Here is a 20,355-nt window from a genome sequence, read left to right on the forward strand (position 1 = left end):
ATCTGATCGAACAGACAGACCGTGCGATCGCTGTTTATGATGATCCAAAAGTACGGGCATTAGATGGGGATAAATATGACTTTGACGGTTTAAAGGAAGAACTGGAATATGATGTTTACGGCAACTGGATCTGCGGTACGGATGAGAGGGAAGATTTAAGCGAGGATATGTTCTGCCGGTCACAGGATGTGATCGAAAAGCTTTATAATAACGTATTAAAGGAAAACGAAAATCCGCTGGATATGGAGGACGAGATCTACTGTAATTACTGGCGGGGCATGTATTTTGCAGGAAAAGTGGAGCTTAGGGAATATGTAGAAAAAATGATAGAGTATTTTGACTACGTATTAGAGCACTCGGATTTAGATGACGCTGAACAATATGTAGATGGAAAACTTTACCAGATACATATGTTTCAGATGCCGACGCTGGCAAGTGTGAAAGAATTAAACGAGGCACCGGAGTTAAAAAAGAGATATATCTTTCTGAAGGTGCTTAATTTGTTACTATTTTTCACTATTAATATGTTGGGAAAAAACCAAAGTGAAATTTTGTGGTTACAAAATTGCAAGACTTATGATATAATACTAGACTGTATCAAACTCTTTATGCTTACACAGCAGAAAGGAGTTGATTTTACGGGCAAAGATTTAAAAGGAAGAGAGCTTGGCGTAGGAATATGCCAAAGAAAAGACGGATTGTATACAGCGGGATTTGTCAGCAAGCGTACAGGAAAGTCCGTTCAAAGATATTTTCCGAAACTTCAAGAATGCCGTAATTGGTACGCAGACGCTAGGTTCGAGGATGAACATGGTGGAATCAATGCTTGTGGTGATATGACAGTCAAAGCATGGTTTGAGTATTGGATTGAAAATATAAAGGGGGATAGTATTAGACCTAACACAATAACAAATTACAGAGAAAGCCTTAAAAATTGTGTAGTAATTTGTGTAGTAAAAAACAATAGAAAGGCGAAAATCCCTACAAATCAAGGATTTTCGGACAGGTATAAGATAAAATGAAACTAGGAATCGTTGGACTTCCGAACGTCGGAAAGTCTACATTGTTTAATTCACTCACAAAGGCGGGAGCACTCTCCGCAAACTATCCATTTGCAACGATTGATCCAAATATCGGAATCGTATCCGTTCCGGATGAGAGAATCGTAAAGCTTGGTGAACTCTATCACACAAAGAAAGTTACACCTGCTACGATCGAGTTTGTAGATATTGCGGGTCTTGTAAAGGGCGCAAGCAAAGGAGAGGGACTTGGAAACCAGTTTCTTGCCAATATCCGTGAAGTAGATGCGATCGTACATGTAGTACGTTGCTTTGAAGACACGAATATCATTCATGTTGATGGATCGGTTGATCCGGCAAGGGATATTGAGACGATCAACCTGGAACTTATTTTCTCAGATGTAGAGATTCTCGACAGAAGAATTGCGAAAATTGCAAAACAGGCGAGAATGGATAAAACTCTTGCAAAAGAACTTGAACTTGTAGAGGCAGTAAAGGCACATCTTGAAGAAGGTAAAATGGCAAGAACATTTGAAGTGCCTGATGATGAGGATGCACAGATCTGGTTTAAGGGCTATAATCTTCTTACTGCAAAACCTACGATTTATGCTGCAAATGTATCTGAAGATGATCTTGCAGATGACGGAGCTTCAAATCCACATGTTGCCAAAGTAAGAGAAATGGCAAAAGAAGAAGGGGCAGAAGTATTTGTTATCTGTGCACAGATAGAGCAGGAACTGGCAGAACTCGACGAGGATGAAAAGAAAGAATATCTTGAGGATCTTGGTGTAGAGTCAAGTGGTCTCGATAAGCTTGTGGCAGCAAGCTACAGCCTGCTTGGATTAATCAGTTTCCTTACTGCAGGGGAGGATGAGTGTCGTGCATGGACGATCAAAAAAGGCACAAAAGCTCCGCAGGCGGCAGGAAAGATTCACACCGATTTTGAACGTGGATTTATCAAGGCAGAAGTAGTAAACTATCAGGATCTTTTAGATAATGGAAGCCTTTCCGCAGCACGTGAAAAAGGAATCGTGGGCATGGAAGGAAAAGATTATGTCGTCAAAGATGGGGATGTGATCTTATTCCGCTTTAATGTATAAAATATAGTCTAAAAATATGCAAAGACGCATATGGTTTTCTAAACGAACTGGTTTGGAAGACTGTATGCGTTTTTGTGAATTTCAGAAAAAAGAAGTGATCAATGTCTGTGACTGCAAGTGCCTTGGAAATGTATGTGATCTGGAGTTTGATGAACATGACGGATGTATCCGGACGATCATCATTCCGGGGCCGGCTAAATTTTTTGGATGTGTGGGACGAGAATTTGAACTGCACATTCCGTGGTGTAAGATCGTAAAGATCGGGCCGGATATCATACTGGTTGAGGTAGAAGAAAAGGAAGTCCGTAAGAAAATACAACAATAGAATATAGGACATATAGGAATTTTATTGTCAAAATAAAACGAAAACGTTTCGAAAAATTTCGTTGAAATGACCAAAAACAGGCGTATCTGACAGGGAAAATTATGTTGACAATTACAAAAACAATGGATATACTTTTAATAAATGGGGATCTGTGCATAGGAGGTAGCTTATGAAGTGTCCGTTTTGCAGCAGTGAAAATACAAGAGTTATTGATTCGAGACCGGCAGACGATAATAATTCGATTCGCCGCAGACGGTTATGCGATGAATGTGGGAAGCGTTTCACGACTTATGAGAAAGTAGAGACCATACCACTTATCGTTATTAAAAAGGACAATAACAGGGAACAGTATGACCGTTCTAAGATCGAGGCAGGTGTATTGCGTGCATGTCATAAGAGACCGATTTCCGTAAATCAGATCAATCAGTTAGTTGATGAGGTTGAGACGGAGATATTTAACCGTGAAGAGAAGGAAATACCAAGCAGCCTGATCGGAGAGCTTGTGATGGATAAGCTAAAGGATCTTGAGGCAGTTGCTTATGTGAGATTTGCTTCGGTATATCGGGAGTTCAAAGACGTGAATACATTTATGAGTGAATTGAAAAAGATGTTAGACAAGTAACAGAACATTAAAATTGTGCTAAAGTATTTACAAAGGCAGACCGATATATTTTTTATCAAGTAGAAGATGCAGATAGATGGGGTAGTGGTATGAATATTTCAGGTATCCGCATACAGGCGGGATTTTATGATTACAATACCATAAAGAATACTCAGATTCAGGAGGAGACGGTACCGAATACCATAGATGAGGTGGTAAAAGACACCCGAGTGGCGGAGGTTACGGAAAGAGAGAGAGATAACAAACCGGATCATGGTGCCACGGAGTATGCGAAACAGTATCAGCCGGATGCCGAATATGAGTTGAAAGGAATGGCGAGTGATATTGCAAGTCTCGATGTTGAGAAGGCTGTTTCTGAAATGAAGAAAGATCAGGTATTGCAGCAGTATCAGTTCTTTGTTGGAGAGCGCATGAGCCAGACCGGATTATTATATATCCGTCCGAATGAGAATTTTTCATTATAATTATAGAATATAAATGATGATAAAAAGAGGATTGCAGGTGAGCGATTCTCTTTTTTACTGGATATTTTTTTCAAAGTATAGTACACTGTATCTCGTATAAAAAATATCAATGAGCATGTATGCAGTATCATGCGGCAGATATGAACTTAACTGAAAATGAAAAAGAGGAAAAATATGATGGAAAAGTTCTATCCGGATGAATATCTGGATTCAACCTATGAGATAGATTTTGATCAATTATATGCGAAAGGGTACCGGGGGGTGATATTTGACATTGACAATACACTGGTACGGCATGGAGCACCGGCAGATGAGCGTGCATGTGCCCTGTTTGCACATTTAAAGGAACTGGGATTTTCGTGTATGCTTTTATCGAATAATAAAGAGCCACGTGTGAAAATGTTTAACGATGCAGTGAACGTTTCATATATTTACAAGGCAGGCAAACCGAATCCGGCAAATTATAAAAAAGCAATGGAAGAGTTAGGTACAGATACCGGCAATACCATTTTTGTCGGGGATCAGATCTTTACAGACGTATACGGTGCAAAGCGTGCCGGTATCCGTTCCATTCTGGTAAAACCGATTCATCCGAAAGAAGAGATACAGATCGTGTTAAAACGCTATCTGGAAAAAATCGTGCTGTTTTTTTACAGAAGGGATCTGGCAAAGAAAAACAAAGCAAAACAATAGATTGCATGTTTTTGGGCAAATTTATTGTTTGGAATAAAATGTTTCTATAAGAGCAAATAAATAAAAGGAAATGAGGAGAACAATGAAAATCGCTATTGGAAATGATCATGCAGCAACTGAGTTAAAATTTGTTATTATGGACTATCTGAAAGAATTAGGACATGAGGTTATTAATTTTGGAACAGATACGTCAGATAGCTGCAACTATCCGGAGTATGGAGAAAAAGTCGGACGCGCTGTTGTGGCAGGTGAGGCAGACTGTGGAGTGCTGATCTGTGGAACAGGTGTCGGTATTTCAATCGCAGCAAATAAAGTAAAAGGCGTGCGTGCAGCTGTATGCTCGGATTGTGCAACGGCAAGACTTGTAAAAGAGCATAATAATGCGAATATTATTGCATTCGGTGCAAGAATCGTTGGAACAGAGCTGGCAAAAGATATTGTAAAAGCGTATTTAGATGCTGAATTTTTAGGTGGAAGACATCAGACCAGAATTGATATGATCCATGAGATTGAGGAACGAAATTCATAAATATAAGTCTTTTTTGTCAATTTGATGGAGCAAAACGAAAAAAAACTTGAAATGTACAGGCATTTATTATAAAATAGAAAAATCAGAGAGTCCAAAACTCGGGCGTATGTTTAAGGAGGAAGTTACATGATTTCAGCAGGAGATTTCAGAAATGGTATTACCATCGAGTTAGAGGGGAACATTTACCAGATTATTGAATTCCAGCACGTTAAACCAGGTAAAGGTGCAGCGTTTGTTAGAACTAAGTTAAAAAATATTAAGAGTGGCGGTGTTGTTGAGAAAACATTCCGTCCTACAGAGAAATGCCCACAGGCACGTATTGACAGAAAAGATTATCAGTATCTGTATGCAGATGGTGATTTATTCTACTTCATGGATGTTGAGACATATGACCAGATCGCTTTATCCAAAGACGATATCGGTGATGCCTTAAAATTCGTAAAAGAGAACGAAATGGTAAAAATGTGCTCTCACAACGGAAGCGTATTCGCAGTAGAGCCGCCTCTGTTCGTAGAGTTAAGAATTACTGACACAGAGCCAGGTTTCAAAGGTGATACAGCAACAGGTGCTACAAAACCGGCAGTTGTTGAGACTGGTGCAACTGTATCTGTTCCATTGTTCGTTGAGCAGGATGATGTGATCAAGATTGATACAAGAACAGGTGAGTACTTATCCAGAGTTTAATGGGTGCGAGTGCTGATTTGGCATAAAAGGCCCCGGAAGCATTTTGTTTCCGGGGTTTTTCGTCTAATATAGTGCTTTTAGGATTAAGATGGACAGGAGAGAATCATGAAGAAAATTGCGCTGATCATGGATGGCTGGAAAAGGTGGTTTACTTTTGCATGGCCGGCAGGTATTCTTCAGAGAATCAGGCAGACTGGCGAAGAAGTGAGTCTGTATATCTTTAACAGTTCCGGTGGATGGAGCTGCGATAATGAATACAATATCGGGGAATATAATATTTACCGGCTTCCGGAATTGTGCGAATTTGACGGTGTTATTCTTGATCTGAATAATATTGCTTATCCGAAGGTACGGGAAGAAGTGATACAGCGGGCAAAAGAGTCCGGTGTACCGGTTATTTCCATTGCAAATGAGATCGAAGATTTTTATTATGTCGGGATCAATAATGAAAAAGCAATGCGGATGATGATCGAACATCTCCATGAGAAACACGGATGTAAAAAATACTGGTTTGTCATGGGATCGGAAGATAATTATGAGAATGTAAAAAGAATATCTGCCTTAAAGACATATATGGATGAAAAACAGCTTGTATATTCGGAATCTGATTTTTATTGCGAGAGTTTTGAATATCAGTGTGGGGTAAATGGCTTTGAGAGGTTGCTTGAAACGCATGATGCACTGCCAGAGGCGATCATCTGTGGAAATGACAATATCGCCGTCGGTGTATGTGAGGCGGCAGCGGCACATGGATATCAGGTTCCAGAGGATTTCTGTGTGACAGGTTTTGATAATTTTGACAAGGCAGCATATTATGAGCCGAGGATTTCAACGATCGGTCATATCCGGGAAAATGTTGGAATTGCATGTGCAGATTTATTCTTACGCATCTGGAAAGGGGAAGATTCAGAAAGGTTTTATTATACGGATACAGAAGGCATTTTCTGGGACAGTTGCGGCTGTAAGGCGGCGAAAGTGCCGGATCAGGCAAATTATCTCAAAGGGCAGATCATGTACGGAATTGAAACTGCCCGGTTTGAGGATGAGGTATTTTCACTGGAATACGAACTGCTCAAATGTAATACGGTCCGTGAGATGATGTACTGTATCCCACAGTGTATTCCTTCCCTGAAATGTGACGCAATGTATCTGATCCTTGATTCACACATGGATGCGTATAAGGAGCAGGTAAAAGCACACCGGAGTCTTCGTTTTTTTGATGAAGAAGATTTTCATGTAGAAGGCTATCCGAAATGTATGCAGGTGAAATTTGCATATAAAAATGGCAGGATGATTGATACAGACCAGATGGAGATTGAAGGTATTTTTCCATTTTTTGAACCACAGGCGGGTGGCACGGATTTCTTATTCCTTCCGATGCATTTCAGAAATCGTACAGTCGGTTATCTGGTCATTGAAAATGCTGTTTATCTGATGGAAAAACAGTATCTGTTCCAGGTGGTAAAAACGCTGACGAATGCGATGGAGAACCTGCATAAAAAAGAAAAATTAGAATACATGAACCAGATTTTATCGGGTCTGTATATCAAAGATTCCATGACAGGGCTTTATAACCGTATGGGATATCAGAAGCTGTCGGAGAGCTACTTTTCTATTATGAGAGAGAAGAAGATACCCGTGTTAGTCATGTTTGTTGACCTGGATCGTTTGAAATATATTAACGATACCTTTGGACATGAATATGGTGACTTTGCGATTGTTTCTATTGCAAAGGCTATGCAAAAACACTGCGATGCAGATGCGATCACAGCGCGGACGGGCGGCGATGAATTTATTGTGCTGGAAAGTGCGAAAGATGAGGAAGCCGGCATGCTGTTAGCAGATAAGATCAGGGCAGAACTGAGTGCGCTGCGGAAAAAAATGCAGCTACCGTTTGACTTAAGTGCAAGTATTGGTGTTGTTGTTGCACAACCTGGCGGGGAAAATGCGCTGGAAAGCTATGTCAAACGGGCTGAGATGCTGATGTATGAAGAGAAAACGGAGAAAAAAGTAAGCAGGGACAGTTGACAGATGAAAAAAAATTTGTGCGGCAGACTGCTCGAATATGGCAGAGCGTGCCGGTGTGAATTGAAAGATACCGGATGGGGAATGAAATTAGTGGTGCTGGTGATCACAGGCTTTTTCTGTGGTGCACTGGCAACCGAGTATTTTGGCAACAGGATATATTTTTTTTCCGGTGGCGTGATATTAAGTGACATGCTGCTTGTGGGTATAGTATGTCTGTTTTCACGTATCGGTGACCGCATCTGGCATAGGAATATTAGAAATATTCTGTATGGGATTGCAGGAGCTTTGATATTCGTCTTTAGCTGTGTATATGGAAGTGTTGGCAATGAACATATGGTCAGCACTTTTTTTGCTACATTGATTTATATTTTACTGCTCTTATCGGGACGCTTCATCTGGGCGTGGCTGGTAAAACGCCATCATACGCCGTTTTGTGGAATCCACTTTGCGGCAGGATGTGTTATCTGGTGTGTATTTCTGGTATTTCTGTTCGGGCAGGGATTTGTGGATGATTATATTTCGGAGTATCGGAATCATAACACTTATGTGACGCAGGCAGGCGAGGTGGATGGGTTTGTGGATTACATTGCACAGGGAGAATATACACCGGTCTGTGTGACTTATGGTCCGGATGGTGAAACAGATATGGCAACCGGCACTGTGGATTTAAGTCCATATGTGGCAAAAGAGAAGAAGTGGCACAGAATCTACCGGAATTTTTTTACGAAGCATACCAGAAAAGATGCGCCGGTTGCGGGAAAGATCTGGTATCCTGCGGAGGCAGAAAACTGTCCTGTTGTGTTTATGGCGCATGGCAACCACAGCATTACAGCAGAATCTTATCTGGGATACGATTATCTCGGTGAATACTTAGCATCGCACGGCTATGTATTTGTGTCAGTGGATGAAAATATCTTAAACGAGAGAAGCGGGGAAAATGATGCGCGTGCCGTCCTGCTGCTGGAAAATATCGGGGAAATCTTAAAGAAAAATAAAGATGAGTCACTGCCGGTATACGGTAAGATCGATGAAAATCATATTGCACTGATGGGACACTCAAGGGGCGGAGAAATGATCGCAGATGCTTACCTGTTCAATGAGTATGATGCATATCCAGGCAATGGGATGTTTACATTTGATTATCATTATTCGATCCAGGCACTTATTGCAGTGGCACCCTCGGTCAACCAGTATCTGCCTGCAGGACATGAGACGGAACTCTCAGATGTTGATTATCTGGTTTTACAGGGAGCAAATGATCAGGATATCAGTGTTTTCCTTGGAAATGAGCAGTATGAAAATGTTTCCTTTTCAAAAGACGGGGCTTACATTGCATCTTCACTCTATATTGCCGGGGCAAATCATGGACAGTTTAATACGGAATGGGGCGGGTATGATATCGGAAGACCGTTTTCGCTGTGGCTGAATGTAAAAAATTTCATTACAGCGGAAGATCAGCAGGAAATCTTAAAGATCGCATCGCTTGTTTTTTTAGATAAGAGTTTAAAAGAAAATAATACTTATGCGGATTTTCTGACTGATTATGCAAAGTATGCGGCATATCTGCCCAAAACGCTTTATGTGCAGCAATATGAGACTTCAGATGCTTCGTTTATTACCGACTACGAGGAGGATTCTGATTTAGAGACAGCGCCGGGGGGAAGCATATCTGCAGAACATTTTACGATGTGGACGGAGGAAGAATTGGCGGATTCTGAATCGGCGATGGGAAAGAGGGAGAACCATGCCGTGCGGCTGAAATGGAAAGATACGAATGATGCATATTATGAGATCATGTCAGATGGACAGATGGCGATGGAAGATGGAGGAATCTGTTTTGATGCCATGGATTTGAGGGAGAAAGCGGAGAATGAACCGATTGATTTTTCTGTGGTGCTGACAGATATCCATGGAAATCATGCAGTCAGTTCTGTGAGTGATTCTGTGATCCTTTATCCGGCATTTCCAGTAAAACTTTCCAAAATCCAGTATCTCACAGGAAAAAGTGAATATAAAAGACAGCTTCAGACCGTGCATATCACAGCAGATCAGTTTGTGGCGGAAGATGGATTTAACCGGGAACAGATCAAAAGTATCCGGTTTGTATTTGACAGGATAGAAAATGGTGCCATAAACTTAGATAACATCGCTTTTGTGAAGTAGGGAAAGAAAATTTTTACTGTAAGCTGCATATAATAGCAGAAAGAATGATACAAAGGGGAGTTCATGCAATTTTTAATACAGGGGGACCGCGGCGTATGGGTGGAATATTTACAGCTTGCACTGACCAGAGCGGGATATCCGGCTAGAATCGACGGAATTTTCGGGGAGCGTACCTGTCAGGCACTGAAAGATTTTACCGGGGATACTGATAATTGTACGGTAAACCGTGTGGTATGGGAAAATTTAAAACCTTATCTGACCGGATACCGTATGCATACGATTAAAAAAGGAGATACGGTTTTTGGACTGGCGCGCAGATATGGGACAACGGAGGAAGCGATTCTTACTGCGAATCCGCTGATTGATCCGGATGAGCTTGTGATCGATGCCATTTTAGCGATTCCACTTGGATTTCCGCTAGTTCCGCAGATGGTAAAATATACTTCGGTTCTGACAAGGTGGATCGTAGAAGGTCTTGTAGTGCGCTATCCGTTTTTATCTGCCGGTGTCATAGGAAAAAGTGTGATGGGAAAAGATATCTGGAGCATCTGGATCGGAACTGGTGCAAAACAGGTATTTTACAGTGCATCCTACCATGCAAATGAGAGTATTACAACCCCGGTGCTGTTAGCATTTGCGGAGGAATATGCGGCATCTTACGCTTCAGGTGGAAACATTGTTTTTTCATCTGCTGCCGGTGCGGAAAATGATGGACAGACGGATATGGGACAGGAGTCGGTGGATGCGCGTACTCTATATAATGAATTTCAGTTATGCATGGTGCCGCTTGTGAATCCGGATGGTGTGGATTTAGTCAATGGTTTGTTAAACAGTGGTGTTTATTACCGCAGGGCGAGACTGATCGCAGAGGATTATCCTGCAATTCCGTTCCCGGACGGATGGAAGGCAAATATTGAGGGGGTGGATCTGAACCTGCAGTTTCCGGCAGGATGGGAGATGGCAAAACAGATCAAGTTTTCGCAGGGGTATGACAAACCTGCACCGCGGGACTATGTGGGGGAAGCACCGCTTACGGCGCCGGAGAGTGTAGCAGTGTATGAGCTGACAAGAGAAAATGACTTTCTGCTGATCCTGGCATATCACACACAGGGTGAGGTTATTTACTGGAAATATCTGGATTACGAACCGGCAAGGTCAAAAGAGATCGCAGACTACTTCGGGCGTGTGAGCGGATATGCGGTGGAAGAAACACCTGGTGCGTCAGGTTATGCCGGATATAAAGACTGGTTTATTAAGGAATATGACAGACCAGGTTATACGATCGAGGCTGGCATGGGAGAAAATCCGCTTCCGATGACACAGTTTGAGAGAATTTATCACGATAATAAAGGAATTTTAGTTGGCGGCATGATGCAGCTGCGGTAAAATCAGAAGAAAAGAATGGCAGATGCAGAAAAAGTTGCAGTTCACAGATTACCCTGTGAACTGTAACTTCGCAGCCCCATATAAAGTTTTGCGCATGCTGCCAGCAGAGATTTACATGGAAAAGGGGAGAATGCAATGGTGAAAATAGATCTGATCACCGGATTTTTAGGCTCCGGGAAAACAACTTTTTTAAGAAAATATGCTTCTTATCTGATCACACAGGGACAGAATATCGGAATTTTGGAAAACGATTTCGGTGCAGTCAATGTGGATATGATGCTGCTTGGTGATCTAAGGGGAGATAACTGTGAACTTGAGATGATATCGGGCGGCTGTGATGCTGACACGCACAGGAGACGTTTTAAGACGAAACTGATATCCATGGGCATGTGCGGATATGACCGTGTGATCGTGGAGCCTTCCGGGATCTATGATGTGGACGAGTTTTTTGACACACTGCATGAGGAGCCGTTAGACGGATGGTATGAAATCGGAAATGTGATCACAGTTTTAGATTCGAATCTGGAAGAAAATCTGCCGGAAAGCGCAGAATTTCTGCTGGCATCACAGGCGGCAGATGCAGGATGTATTGTTTTAAGTAAGACACAGGAAACAACCGAAGAGGAACAGAAAAAAGCAGTTTCCCATCTAAACAGAGCATTGAAAAATATTAGGTGTAAAAGACAGTTTGAGGAGGTCTTTTCTAAAGACTGGGAGCAGATGACAGATGAGGACTTCAGGCAGATCGTATCCTGTGGCTACCGTATGGAAAATTACCGCAAACCGGATTTGACACAGGAGGAAACGTTTCAGTCTCTCTACTTTATGAATATGCATATGACAGAAGAACGATTACAGGAAGTAACCCAAAAACTGTTCTTAGACAAATCCTGTGGAAAAGTTTTTCGTATCAAGGGATTTATGAAAAATGAAAACGAACAGTGGATCGAGCTGAATGCGACAAAAAACAATCTGGTGGTTTCACCGATCGGGATGGGACAGGAAGTCATTATCGTCATAGGAGAACAACTGTCGGAGGATGCGATACGCAGTTGTCTGGAAGAGAAGCAGGGTGAAAAAAATATTTTTCACACACAGGAATAAGGAGCAATATGCAGACATATTATCAGTTTTACTGGGAAAAAAAAGATGGGGAAAACATAAAGATTCTGCGCGTTTTTGGTGAGTCAGAAGAAGCTGTCATACCGGATACGATAGAGGGATATGCAGTGACGGAAACTGGCGATTATTGTTTTGCTGCGTCAGCGCATTTGAAAACGGAGTATGAGCACACAGTCTGTATCTATGACACGGAGAAAAAAACATGGCAGAAAATGCCGGCAGATAGTGCGGACTGGAGCATGCGCCTTGTGGAACTTGGCGGGGAAAGATTAAAAAAACTGACACTGCCGGATACAGTGCATAAAATTGGAAATTATGCATTTTATAATTGTAATGCATTAGAAACACTTGAGATCGGGAAATATCTTGAGGAGATCGGAAGCGACGCTTTTATGAACTGTAAAAAGTTTCATTTTCTGATGATACGCTGTGATGTTTTTGAAGGCAGTGGGGCAAAACAGATCTTAAGCCGGATTTCGGCAGATATGGAAGTGACGTTTGCGGGAGAGAGCAGACAGACGGCGGTATTTTATCCGGAATATTATGAGAGCTATGATGAGATCGCACCGGCTCATATTTTTGGACGGAGCATTGAGGGAGAAGGCTTCCGGGCAAGGCAGTGTTTTAAGGAGGGAATCCCGGACTTAAGTCAGTATGACCTCATTTTTCCAAAAGCATGTGCAGAAGAAAAGAAAAGCACACTGCTTCACATATTAAGCCTGCGGTTACGGTATCCGGTCAGTCTCACAGAGGAGGCCAAAGAACGCTATGTAAAATATTTAAAAGAGCAGGAATCATATATGATACCGAAACTTGTGGAGCAGAAAAATATGGAAATGATCACTTTTTTCTGTGAAAATGGCTGGATCACGCAGGGGGCAGTGAAGGCAGGATTAGAACAGGCTTCCCGGATGGAGTGGGCAGAAGGAACGGCGGAGCTTTTGCGTCTAAAGAGTCAATATTTTACGGAACCCAAAAAAGAACGATATACATTTGATGAGTTATGGTAACAGCGCGTCATGTTTCGCATGGCATATAGTTTATTGTATCAGAGGAGAAAAACGTGGCACATATACAGACGGAGTCAGAATGGCAGGAAGAGATGTCGGCAAAGATCATGGAGTTTGTACGGCATGAATTATATATGGAACTGCGGTATTTAAAACTGGCATTGTCGCAGTTACAGTTAAAAATTGATCCGAATCTGCGGGCATTTGCAACAGACGGTGCATATCTTTATGTAGCACCGGAATGGCTGATCGGGATTTTTGAAAAGAATGCGCTGTATTTAGACCGTGCATATCTGCATACGGTACTGCACTGCATTTTTTCGCATTTGTGGATTGGAGGAAGCAGGGACAGAAGGACATGGAATTTAGCATGTGATATCGCAGTGGAATATACGATCGACCAGATGCAGGCGGAATGTACAAAACGTATTTTAAGCTGGACGAGAAAACAGATGTATGACAGATTAAAAGAGCAGAAACAGGGGATCTCTGCAGCTGTGATATACCGGATGATCGAGGGGGATGAGTTAGAACAAAAGATTCTGCTGCAAAAGGAATTTTACACGGATGACCATTGTTACTGGCCGAAAAAAGAGGATGGACAGGCAAAGCAGGAACAGGCGGTAAGAAACCAGGATCAGTGGAATAAGATCGCAAGACAGACGAAGATGGAGCAGGAACTGCGTGGCGGTGAGACAACGGACGGTGAGGATTTATTTTTGGCACAGGCAACAGCAGAAAAGAGCAGAAGAAGTTATAAGGACTTTTTACAGCGTTTTTCGGTACTGCGTGAGGAAATTGGTGTAAACCAGGATGAGTTTGATCTGAATTATTATACATATGGATTGAAATTGTATGGAAATATGCCGTTAATGGAGCCGCTTGAGAGCCGGGAAGTCAAAAAGATCCGGGAGTTTGTGATCGCTATTGATACCAGCTATTCCACAAGCGGCACACTGGTGGAACAGTTTTTAAAGGAGACATTTTCGATACTGACACAGAAAAACAGTTTTTTTTCGCAGTCTAGGATACGTGTCATCCAATGTGATAACCAGATCCGGTCGGATATTGAATTAAAAAGTGAACGTGATATTACGGCACTGATGCAGAAGTTTACAGTTGCAGGAGGCGGCAGTACGGATTTCCGGCCGGTATTTTCCTATGTCAATGACCTGATCGAATGTGGGGAGTTAAAAAATATTGGCGGTTTATTGTATTTTACAGATGGCAGGGGGACTTATCCGAAAGCAAGACCGGACTATCAGACAGCATTTTTATTTTTGGAGGACTATGATGATGCGGTGGTTCCGCCCTGGGCAATCCGGCTAAGACTTGAGCCGGAAGAATTTAAAGAAAAACGCAGTGCATCATGAAAATTGTGAAACAGGAAGCGGCATAGAGAATAAGTATGAGAAATTAAAACATGCGGTGGCAGAGGGCAGAAAAGTTCTGTTCTTCGGTACCGGAATCCGGGAAAAGTATACGATTCCCGAAACTTACTGCACGGATTTCTGGTGTTATCCGATGTTTGCGTCAATCTCCGAGAGCATGAACAGATCAAAACCGGTAGGAACGATGGGACTTTATATTCAGTCAGAACATCCGGCACTGGCAGAGTTTGTGACAGAAGAATATGAGACACCGCAGTGGTGGGATATCATAACGGATGCAAAAGCTGCAATTTTAGACGGAACAGATATCGAACCGATCGTCTGGGTGATCGATAATTTTAGATTGAAAAATTGTATGGATGATAAAATCAAGAATCTTGAAGAAAGACACAAAAAATAATTAAAAGCATGCGGTTTTTATAATTTTAGAAGCTGCATGTTTTTTTGTGACAGGAAATTTTACAATCTGATAAAAATGTATTTTCGCAGAAAATTCATGCAAAAAAAGTCCAGAAATTACAGTATTTGAGAAAAACGACAACTGTTATAATAAATTCTGCGTCAACAAATTAAAAATTATATGTTGTAATGCATAAAATTTTTTAAATTTAATTGTCAGACAACATGTGAAATACAACGAAAATAAGCGAAAATACATAGAGTAGTACTTATTTACCACACAACAGTTTCTGTGGATATTGCCCGAAAAGCAGCGTGGAAATAACTTAAAAAATTAAAAATTAAGTAAATATAAACAAAATGTGAAAATTTGGTGAAATATATTCTACAAAAAAAGAAGTAGAAAAATGTGCAGATTATACAAAAATAATTGAAAATATTGACGCAAAATAGTACAATATATATAATAAAAATTAAGTTAACGATAACTTAAATATTAACAAAGTTATCAAAGCTAACAAAGTTATCTTGGAGGGTTCGAAGGTTAGAAACACTGTTATAAATAAGAGGGGGATAGCTGTGAAGATGGGATTTTTGAAACAGGGGGTTTCGGGTGCACTGGCGGCAGTGATGATTTTTACATCCGGAGGGCTTTGTATAGGGCAGAGTGTGACACTTCATGCACAGACAAAGGCAAAGACATATGAGGATTATAAAAAGATCCTCAATTATACGGCGGAATATCAGGGGTATGAAGCCTATAAGGAAGGGCTTGAAAATATAAAAAAGCCGGAAAAGTCTTATGAGATCAACGGTGCCGATTATATTGACTGTGCAGGTATGGAGCCGGAAGTTCTTACCGATTACGAGGGGATGGAAGGAACTTCTGTTTATACCGGAGAGAGCGGGATGCTTACCTATGAGGTAGACATTGCTGATGAGGGAATGTATGAATTTGGTATCTCTTATTATCCGGTAGAGGGAAATGGTTCTTCCATCCAGCGAAGTTTTTTTGTTGATGGAGAGCTGCCTTACCGGGAACTTTCACTGATCGAATTTTCCAGAGTCTGGGTAAATACCTCAGATATCTGGGATGAGGACAATCAGGGAAATGATTTAAAACCTACGCAGGTGGGGGCACCTGAATGGCTTTTTTCACGGTTTTATGATCAGGATGGGTATGTGACGGAGCCGCTTTCAGTTTTCCTTACAAAGGGAAAACATGAGATTACCATCGTTTCACGCAGAGAGCCGATGATCCTTCATTCGATCTGCTTACAGAATGAAGAAAATCTTTTAGATTATCAGACGGTATATGAGCAGCAGCAAAAGGACGGAGCAGCCGATACCAGTGGACAGTCCATTGAGATTCAGGCAGAACATGCGACAAAGAAATCATCCAGAATGCTCTATCCGGTACAGGATCAATCCTCACCGGCGATCACACCGTACAGTGCAAAAGTATTGAAAAATAACTCCATCGGTGGTAACAGCTGGAGACTGACAGGTCAGTGGATCGAATGGGAATTTGATGTGGAGGAGAATGGTTTTTACAATATCACTTTACATTCTAAACAGAATTTCGTTAAAGGAATCTATGTTTCCCGTAAGATCATGATCGATGGAGAAGTACCTTTTGAGGAATTAAACCATTATGGTTTTACTTATGACAGTACCTGGAAAATGACAACGCTCTCTGATCATGCAGGAGATGCATACCGGTTTTATCTGGATAAAGGACATCACACACTGCGCATGCAGGTGGTACTTGGAGATTTCGCCGGAGTTATCAGCGATGTGCAGAGCATTGTGACGGAGTTAAACAGTGAATACCGCAAGATCATAAGAATTACTGGTGTTTCACCGGATGAGTACCGTGATTATCAGATAGAAAAACGTCTGCCGGAGCTGGAGGGAGAACTGAAAGTGATCCGTGATGAACTTGATGAGGTGTTAGATACACTTGATACATTAGGAGTTGCCGGAAGCGAGGAGACAGTCATCATTACCATGAGGGATCAGCTAAATGAGATCCTGCGTGATACAGAAAAGATCACGAAAATGGTGAAGGCATTTAAAACAAATGTCAGTGCACTTGGAACCTGGATCACAAATGCACAGCAGCAGCCACTGCAGTTAGATGCCATCTATATTACTTCACCGGACCAGAAAGTGACGGAAGATAAGGGTTCCGTGGCAGCAGGTGTCGTGCACGAGTTTAAGAAATTATTTTATTCTTTTATCGTAGATTACAATGCAATCGGAAATGTTGCAGAGGAGGGCGAGGACAGCCGGACGATCACTGTGTGGATCGGAAGCGGACGTGACCAGGCGAATGTTATAAAAGCACTGATCGATGAGACATTTACGCCGGAGACAAATATTAATGTCAATGTACAGCTTGTAGATATGAATACATTGCTGCAGGCAACGTTAGCCGGACAGGGACCGGATGTGGCACTTCAGGTAGCCAATGGCACGAATGGAACGGTAGCGACATCATCCACTGGAACGACTGCATCATCAAATGATCTTCCAGTCAACTATGGACTCAGAAGTGCAGTTGTGGATCTGACACAGTTTCCAGATTATAAGGATGTGGTGAAGCGCTTCCGTGAAAGTGCAGTGGAGTCGTTTATGTATGATGGGGCATTATACGCACTGCCGGAGACACAGTCATTTGAGATGATGTTCTACCGGAAAGATATTCTGAATGAACTTGGAATTGAGATACCAAAGACATGGGATGATATGAAGGTTGTATTATCCGAGCTTTCCAAAAATCAGATGTCACTTGGCATGCTGCCAACGGAGCTGACATTCACCAGTCTTTTATATCAGCACGATGGAGAACTTTACAATGAAGATGCGACAGCATCTGCATTAGATTCGGATGAGGCAGTCAATGCATTTAAGACATACTGTGAGTTCTATACAGATTACAAATTAGACCGTGAGACTTCTGTGGAACAGCGTTTCCGTACCGGAGAATCACCGATCATCATTGCTGACTATACGACTTACAACGTACTTGAAGTATCAGCACCGGATATCAAAGGTTTATGGGGATTTACGGCACTGCCGGGTGTAAAAGAGGAAGACGGAACCATCAATAATACCTCTGCAAGCACAGGACTTGCATGTATGATGATGAGCGGAACAAAGGATAAGGAAGCTTCCTGGGAGTTTATGAAATGGTGGCTTTCTTCAGAGATACAGACTTCTTATGGCGAAGAGATGGAGGGGCTGATGGGTGAGGCAGCGCGTTATCCGACAGCAAACATTGAGGCATTTGCAAATCTGCCGTGGCCGACGGATGACTATGAAGCCTTAGAAGCCCAGTTTGCAAATGTAAAAGGAATCCGTCAGGTTCCGGGAAGCTATTTTACATGGCGAAATGTAAACAATGCGTTCTATACAGTTGTAGCTGCAGATGAAGATAAGAGGATGCAGCCAAGAGAAGCACTTTATGAATATCTCGAATACATCAATGCTGAGATCACAAGTAAACGCGAGGAGTTTGGTATGAAAACCGCGTCCGATACGAAACAGTAAATGTATATCGGACAAAGGGAATGGAGATTGGGATGGGAGAAACAAAGAAAATGCAAAAAAGGAGTAAGTGGCAGCAGACAAAACTGGAAATGAAAAAATACAAAATGTCCTATGTGATGATCGCACCGTATTTTATTCTTTTCTTCTTATTCACAGTTTTGCCGGTACTTGCCTCGATCGGGATCAGTTTTACCGATTTCAACATGTTAGAGACACCGAATTTTGTCGGCTGGAGAAATTACATCAAACTGCTTTTGGATGATGATGTTTTTAAGAAAGCATTCAAAAACACAATCATTTTTGCGGTGGTAACAGGACCGTTAAGTTATATCATGTGTTTCCTGTTTGCGTGGATCATCAATGAGTTTAAAGGAAAACTAAGAGCATTCCTGACATTGATCTTTTATGCACCGTCGATTTCAGGCAACGCCTTTATGGTATGGTCGATCATTATCTCCGGTGACCGTTACGGTTACTTAAATGGATGGCTGATGAAATGGTCATTTCTCTACGAGCCGATCCAGTGGATGAAAACAGAAAAATACGTACTGCCGATCCTCATTATCGTACAGCTATGGCTGAGTCTTGGAACCGGATTCTTAACCTTTATCGCAGGTTTACAGACCGTTGACAAGAGCCTTTATGAGGCGGGAGCGATGGATGGAATCAAAAACCGCTGGCAGGAATTGTGGTATATCACGATCCCGTCCATGCGGCCGCAGCTCATGTTTGGTGCAGTTATGCAGATCACACAGTCATTTGCAGTGGCGGATATTTCCATCAATCTTGCAGGAAATCCGAGTGTGAATTATTCCGGTGCGACGATCGTGACACATCTGATCGATTACGGCAGTGGTACCCGTTATGAGATGGGTTATGCATGTGCAATCGCAACTGTCCTGTTTGCATTGATGGTTGGAACGAACCAGCTTGTACAAAAAGCAATCAGAAGGGTGGGTGAATAGTTTGAAGCGTAAAAAAGATTACTATAAAAAACCATCCCGGTGGAAAATAAAACACACGAAACAGTTAAACCGTTCCATGGCGGGAAACACGATATTGTTTGTGATCATGGGAATCTGTGGTGTGTTCATGGCACTGCCGTTAGTAATGATCTTAAACAATGCATTAAAACCGTTAGATGAATTATTCCGCTATCCGCCGCAGATCTTTGTGCGGAACCCGTCACTGGATAACTTCAGTGATCTGTATGTACTGATGTCAAGTTCCTGGGTGCCTTTTACCAGATACGTGTTAAATACCCTGATCATTACAGGACTTGGAACCGTAGGACATGTGCTGTTTGCATCTTTGGCAGCATATCCGCTTGCAAAACACGATTTTCCGGGAAAGAAATTTTTATTCTCGATGGTCGTATTATCATTGATGTTTTCCTACAATGTTACCGCCATCCCGAACTACATGATCATTTCCTGGCTGGGGATCAACAATACATATTTAGCGGTAATCTTACCGGCATTTGCATATGGACTCGGACTTTACCTGATGAAACAGTTCATGGAGCAGATCCCGGATTCACTGATCGAATCGGCAAGACTTGACGGAGCCGGAGAGTTCCGGATCTTCTTTTCCATTATCATGCCGAATGTAAAGCCTGCATGGCTGACACTTGCGATCTTCCAGTTCCAGACATTATGGGCAAATACAGGAAGCGGATTTTTAAGAAGTGAGCAGTTAAAGCCTCTTCAGTATGCACTGTATCAGATCGTTGCAGGAGGGCCGGCAAGACAGGGAGCTGGTGCGGTAGTACAGCTTATTATTGCTGCAATACCGATCACGTTCTTTATCATATGCCAGAGTAACGTCATCGAGACGATGACCACGTCCGGTATGAAGGACTAACA

General features: G+C 42.0%; 18 protein-coding genes. All 18 read left to right on the forward strand.

Annotated elements, in window-relative coordinates; translation table 11 throughout:
* Positions 1-188 precede the first annotated feature (188 nt).
* The 18 genes from ACDD58_RS11855 (at position 189) to ACDD58_RS11940 (ending at position 20,353) form a co-directional block, all read left to right on the forward strand.
* On the forward strand, positions 189-1,022 hold the full coding sequence (locus ACDD58_RS11855) for a hypothetical protein (RefSeq protein WP_370777594.1): 834 nt from the start codon (positions 189-191) through the stop codon (positions 1,020-1,022).
* Positions 1,019-2,119, forward strand: a complete 1,101-nt coding sequence (gene ychF / locus ACDD58_RS11860; RefSeq protein WP_117918645.1) for a redox-regulated ATPase YchF — start codon at positions 1,019-1,021, stop codon at positions 2,117-2,119. Before ACDD58_RS11855 ends, ychF begins: the two co-directional genes overlap by 4 nt.
* A gap of 64 nt (positions 2,120-2,183) precedes the next feature.
* Complete coding sequence (locus ACDD58_RS11865) at positions 2,184-2,444, forward strand: YlmC/YmxH family sporulation protein (protein WP_117918643.1); 261 nt, start codon at positions 2,184-2,186, stop codon at positions 2,442-2,444.
* 169 nt (positions 2,445-2,613) lie between these two features.
* Positions 2,614-3,066 (forward strand): transcriptional regulator NrdR, encoded by a 453-nt coding sequence (nrdR, locus tag ACDD58_RS11870; RefSeq protein ID WP_006858655.1) that lies wholly within the window; start codon positions 2,614-2,616, stop codon positions 3,064-3,066.
* A gap of 89 nt (positions 3,067-3,155) precedes the next feature.
* Complete coding sequence (locus ACDD58_RS11875; RefSeq protein WP_370777598.1) at positions 3,156-3,530, forward strand: hypothetical protein; 375 nt, start codon at positions 3,156-3,158, stop codon at positions 3,528-3,530.
* 174 nt (positions 3,531-3,704) lie between these two features.
* The gene (locus ACDD58_RS11880; RefSeq protein WP_117918639.1) at positions 3,705-4,223 is read left to right on the forward strand and encodes a YqeG family HAD IIIA-type phosphatase; all 519 of its coding nucleotides are present in this window, start codon (positions 3,705-3,707) and stop codon (positions 4,221-4,223) included.
* Between the two features lie 82 nt (positions 4,224-4,305).
* Complete coding sequence (gene rpiB / locus ACDD58_RS11885; protein ID WP_117918637.1) at positions 4,306-4,752, forward strand: ribose 5-phosphate isomerase B; 447 nt, start codon at positions 4,306-4,308, stop codon at positions 4,750-4,752.
* A 126-nt stretch (positions 4,753-4,878) separates the two neighbouring features.
* On the forward strand, positions 4,879-5,436 hold the full coding sequence (efp, locus tag ACDD58_RS11890; protein ID WP_015560810.1) for an elongation factor P: 558 nt from the start codon (positions 4,879-4,881) through the stop codon (positions 5,434-5,436).
* A 105-nt stretch (positions 5,437-5,541) separates the two neighbouring features.
* Entirely contained in the window at positions 5,542-7,464 is a 1,923-nt protein-coding gene (locus tag ACDD58_RS11895) for a diguanylate cyclase domain-containing protein (RefSeq protein WP_370777601.1), read from the forward strand.
* A gap of 3 nt (positions 7,465-7,467) precedes the next feature.
* Positions 7,468-9,627, forward strand: a complete 2,160-nt coding sequence (locus ACDD58_RS11900; protein WP_370777603.1) for an alpha/beta hydrolase family protein — start codon at positions 7,468-7,470, stop codon at positions 9,625-9,627.
* 63 nt (positions 9,628-9,690) lie between these two features.
* On the forward strand, positions 9,691-11,013 hold the full coding sequence (locus ACDD58_RS11905) for a M14 family metallopeptidase (RefSeq protein WP_117918631.1): 1,323 nt from the start codon (positions 9,691-9,693) through the stop codon (positions 11,011-11,013).
* A 135-nt stretch (positions 11,014-11,148) separates the two neighbouring features.
* The gene (locus tag ACDD58_RS11910; RefSeq protein WP_117918629.1) at positions 11,149-12,117 is read left to right on the forward strand and encodes a GTP-binding protein; all 969 of its coding nucleotides are present in this window, start codon (positions 11,149-11,151) and stop codon (positions 12,115-12,117) included.
* Positions 12,118-12,125: 8 nt separating this feature from the next.
* Positions 12,126-13,145, forward strand: coding sequence for a leucine-rich repeat domain-containing protein (locus tag ACDD58_RS11915; RefSeq protein WP_117918628.1), 1,020 nt, complete (start codon positions 12,126-12,128; stop codon positions 13,143-13,145).
* Positions 13,146-13,198: 53 nt separating this feature from the next.
* A complete protein-coding gene (locus tag ACDD58_RS11920; protein ID WP_370777611.1) occupies positions 13,199-14,518 on the forward strand; it encodes a VWA-like domain-containing protein in 1,320 nt (439 codons plus the stop codon).
* On the forward strand, positions 14,508-14,936 hold the full coding sequence (locus tag ACDD58_RS11925) for a hypothetical protein (RefSeq protein WP_370777614.1): 429 nt from the start codon (positions 14,508-14,510) through the stop codon (positions 14,934-14,936). The genes ACDD58_RS11920 and ACDD58_RS11925 overlap by 11 nt, the downstream gene beginning before the upstream one ends.
* Positions 14,937-15,520: 584 nt before the next feature.
* Positions 15,521-18,490 (forward strand): extracellular solute-binding protein, encoded by a 2,970-nt coding sequence (locus tag ACDD58_RS11930; RefSeq protein ID WP_370778741.1) that lies wholly within the window; start codon positions 15,521-15,523, stop codon positions 18,488-18,490.
* Positions 18,491-18,522: 32 nt separating this feature from the next.
* The gene (locus ACDD58_RS11935) at positions 18,523-19,455 is read left to right on the forward strand and encodes a carbohydrate ABC transporter permease (protein WP_241070948.1); all 933 of its coding nucleotides are present in this window, start codon (positions 18,523-18,525) and stop codon (positions 19,453-19,455) included.
* Positions 19,448-20,353 carry a carbohydrate ABC transporter permease gene (locus tag ACDD58_RS11940; protein WP_182432249.1) on the forward strand — a complete coding sequence of 302 codons (906 nt, stop codon included), beginning with the start codon at positions 19,448-19,450 and terminating at the stop codon, positions 20,351-20,353. The genes ACDD58_RS11935 and ACDD58_RS11940 overlap by 8 nt, the downstream gene beginning before the upstream one ends.
* Positions 20,354-20,355 lie beyond the last annotated feature (2 nt).

It is taken from the genome of Roseburia sp. (genome assembly GCF_041325975.1).
Classification (GTDB): domain Bacteria; phylum Bacillota; class Clostridia; order Lachnospirales; family Lachnospiraceae; genus Roseburia; species Roseburia rectibacter.

What these genes read in the sequence shown, in the direction of transcription:
- ACDD58_RS11910 (WP_117918629.1), top strand. Translation starts at nt 11,149, where the DNA reads ATGGTGAAAATAGATCTGATCACCGGATTTTTAGGCTCCGGGAAAACA.
- ACDD58_RS11900 (WP_370777603.1), top strand. Translation starts at nt 7,468, where the DNA reads ATGAAAAAAAATTTGTGCGGCAGACTGCTCGAATATGGCAGAGCGTGC.
- ACDD58_RS11895 (WP_370777601.1), top strand. Translation starts at nt 5,542, where the DNA reads ATGAAGAAAATTGCGCTGATCATGGATGGCTGGAAAAGGTGGTTTACT.
- ACDD58_RS11935 (WP_241070948.1), top strand. Translation starts at nt 18,523, where the DNA reads ATGGGAGAAACAAAGAAAATGCAAAAAAGGAGTAAGTGGCAGCAGACA.
- ACDD58_RS11880 (WP_117918639.1), top strand. Translation starts at nt 3,705, where the DNA reads ATGATGGAAAAGTTCTATCCGGATGAATATCTGGATTCAACCTATGAG.
- ACDD58_RS11930 (WP_370778741.1), top strand. Translation starts at nt 15,521, where the DNA reads ATGGGATTTTTGAAACAGGGGGTTTCGGGTGCACTGGCGGCAGTGATG.
- ACDD58_RS11905 (WP_117918631.1), top strand. Translation starts at nt 9,691, where the DNA reads ATGCAATTTTTAATACAGGGGGACCGCGGCGTATGGGTGGAATATTTA.
- rpiB (WP_117918637.1), top strand. Translation starts at nt 4,306, where the DNA reads ATGAAAATCGCTATTGGAAATGATCATGCAGCAACTGAGTTAAAATTT.
- ACDD58_RS11915 (WP_117918628.1), top strand. Translation starts at nt 12,126, where the DNA reads ATGCAGACATATTATCAGTTTTACTGGGAAAAAAAAGATGGGGAAAAC.
- nrdR (WP_006858655.1), top strand. Translation starts at nt 2,614, where the DNA reads ATGAAGTGTCCGTTTTGCAGCAGTGAAAATACAAGAGTTATTGATTCG.
- ACDD58_RS11865 (WP_117918643.1), top strand. Translation starts at nt 2,184, where the DNA reads ATGCGTTTTTGTGAATTTCAGAAAAAAGAAGTGATCAATGTCTGTGAC.
- ACDD58_RS11875 (WP_370777598.1), top strand. Translation starts at nt 3,156, where the DNA reads ATGAATATTTCAGGTATCCGCATACAGGCGGGATTTTATGATTACAAT.
- efp (WP_015560810.1), top strand. Translation starts at nt 4,879, where the DNA reads ATGATTTCAGCAGGAGATTTCAGAAATGGTATTACCATCGAGTTAGAG.
- ychF (WP_117918645.1), top strand. Translation starts at nt 1,019, where the DNA reads ATGAAACTAGGAATCGTTGGACTTCCGAACGTCGGAAAGTCTACATTG.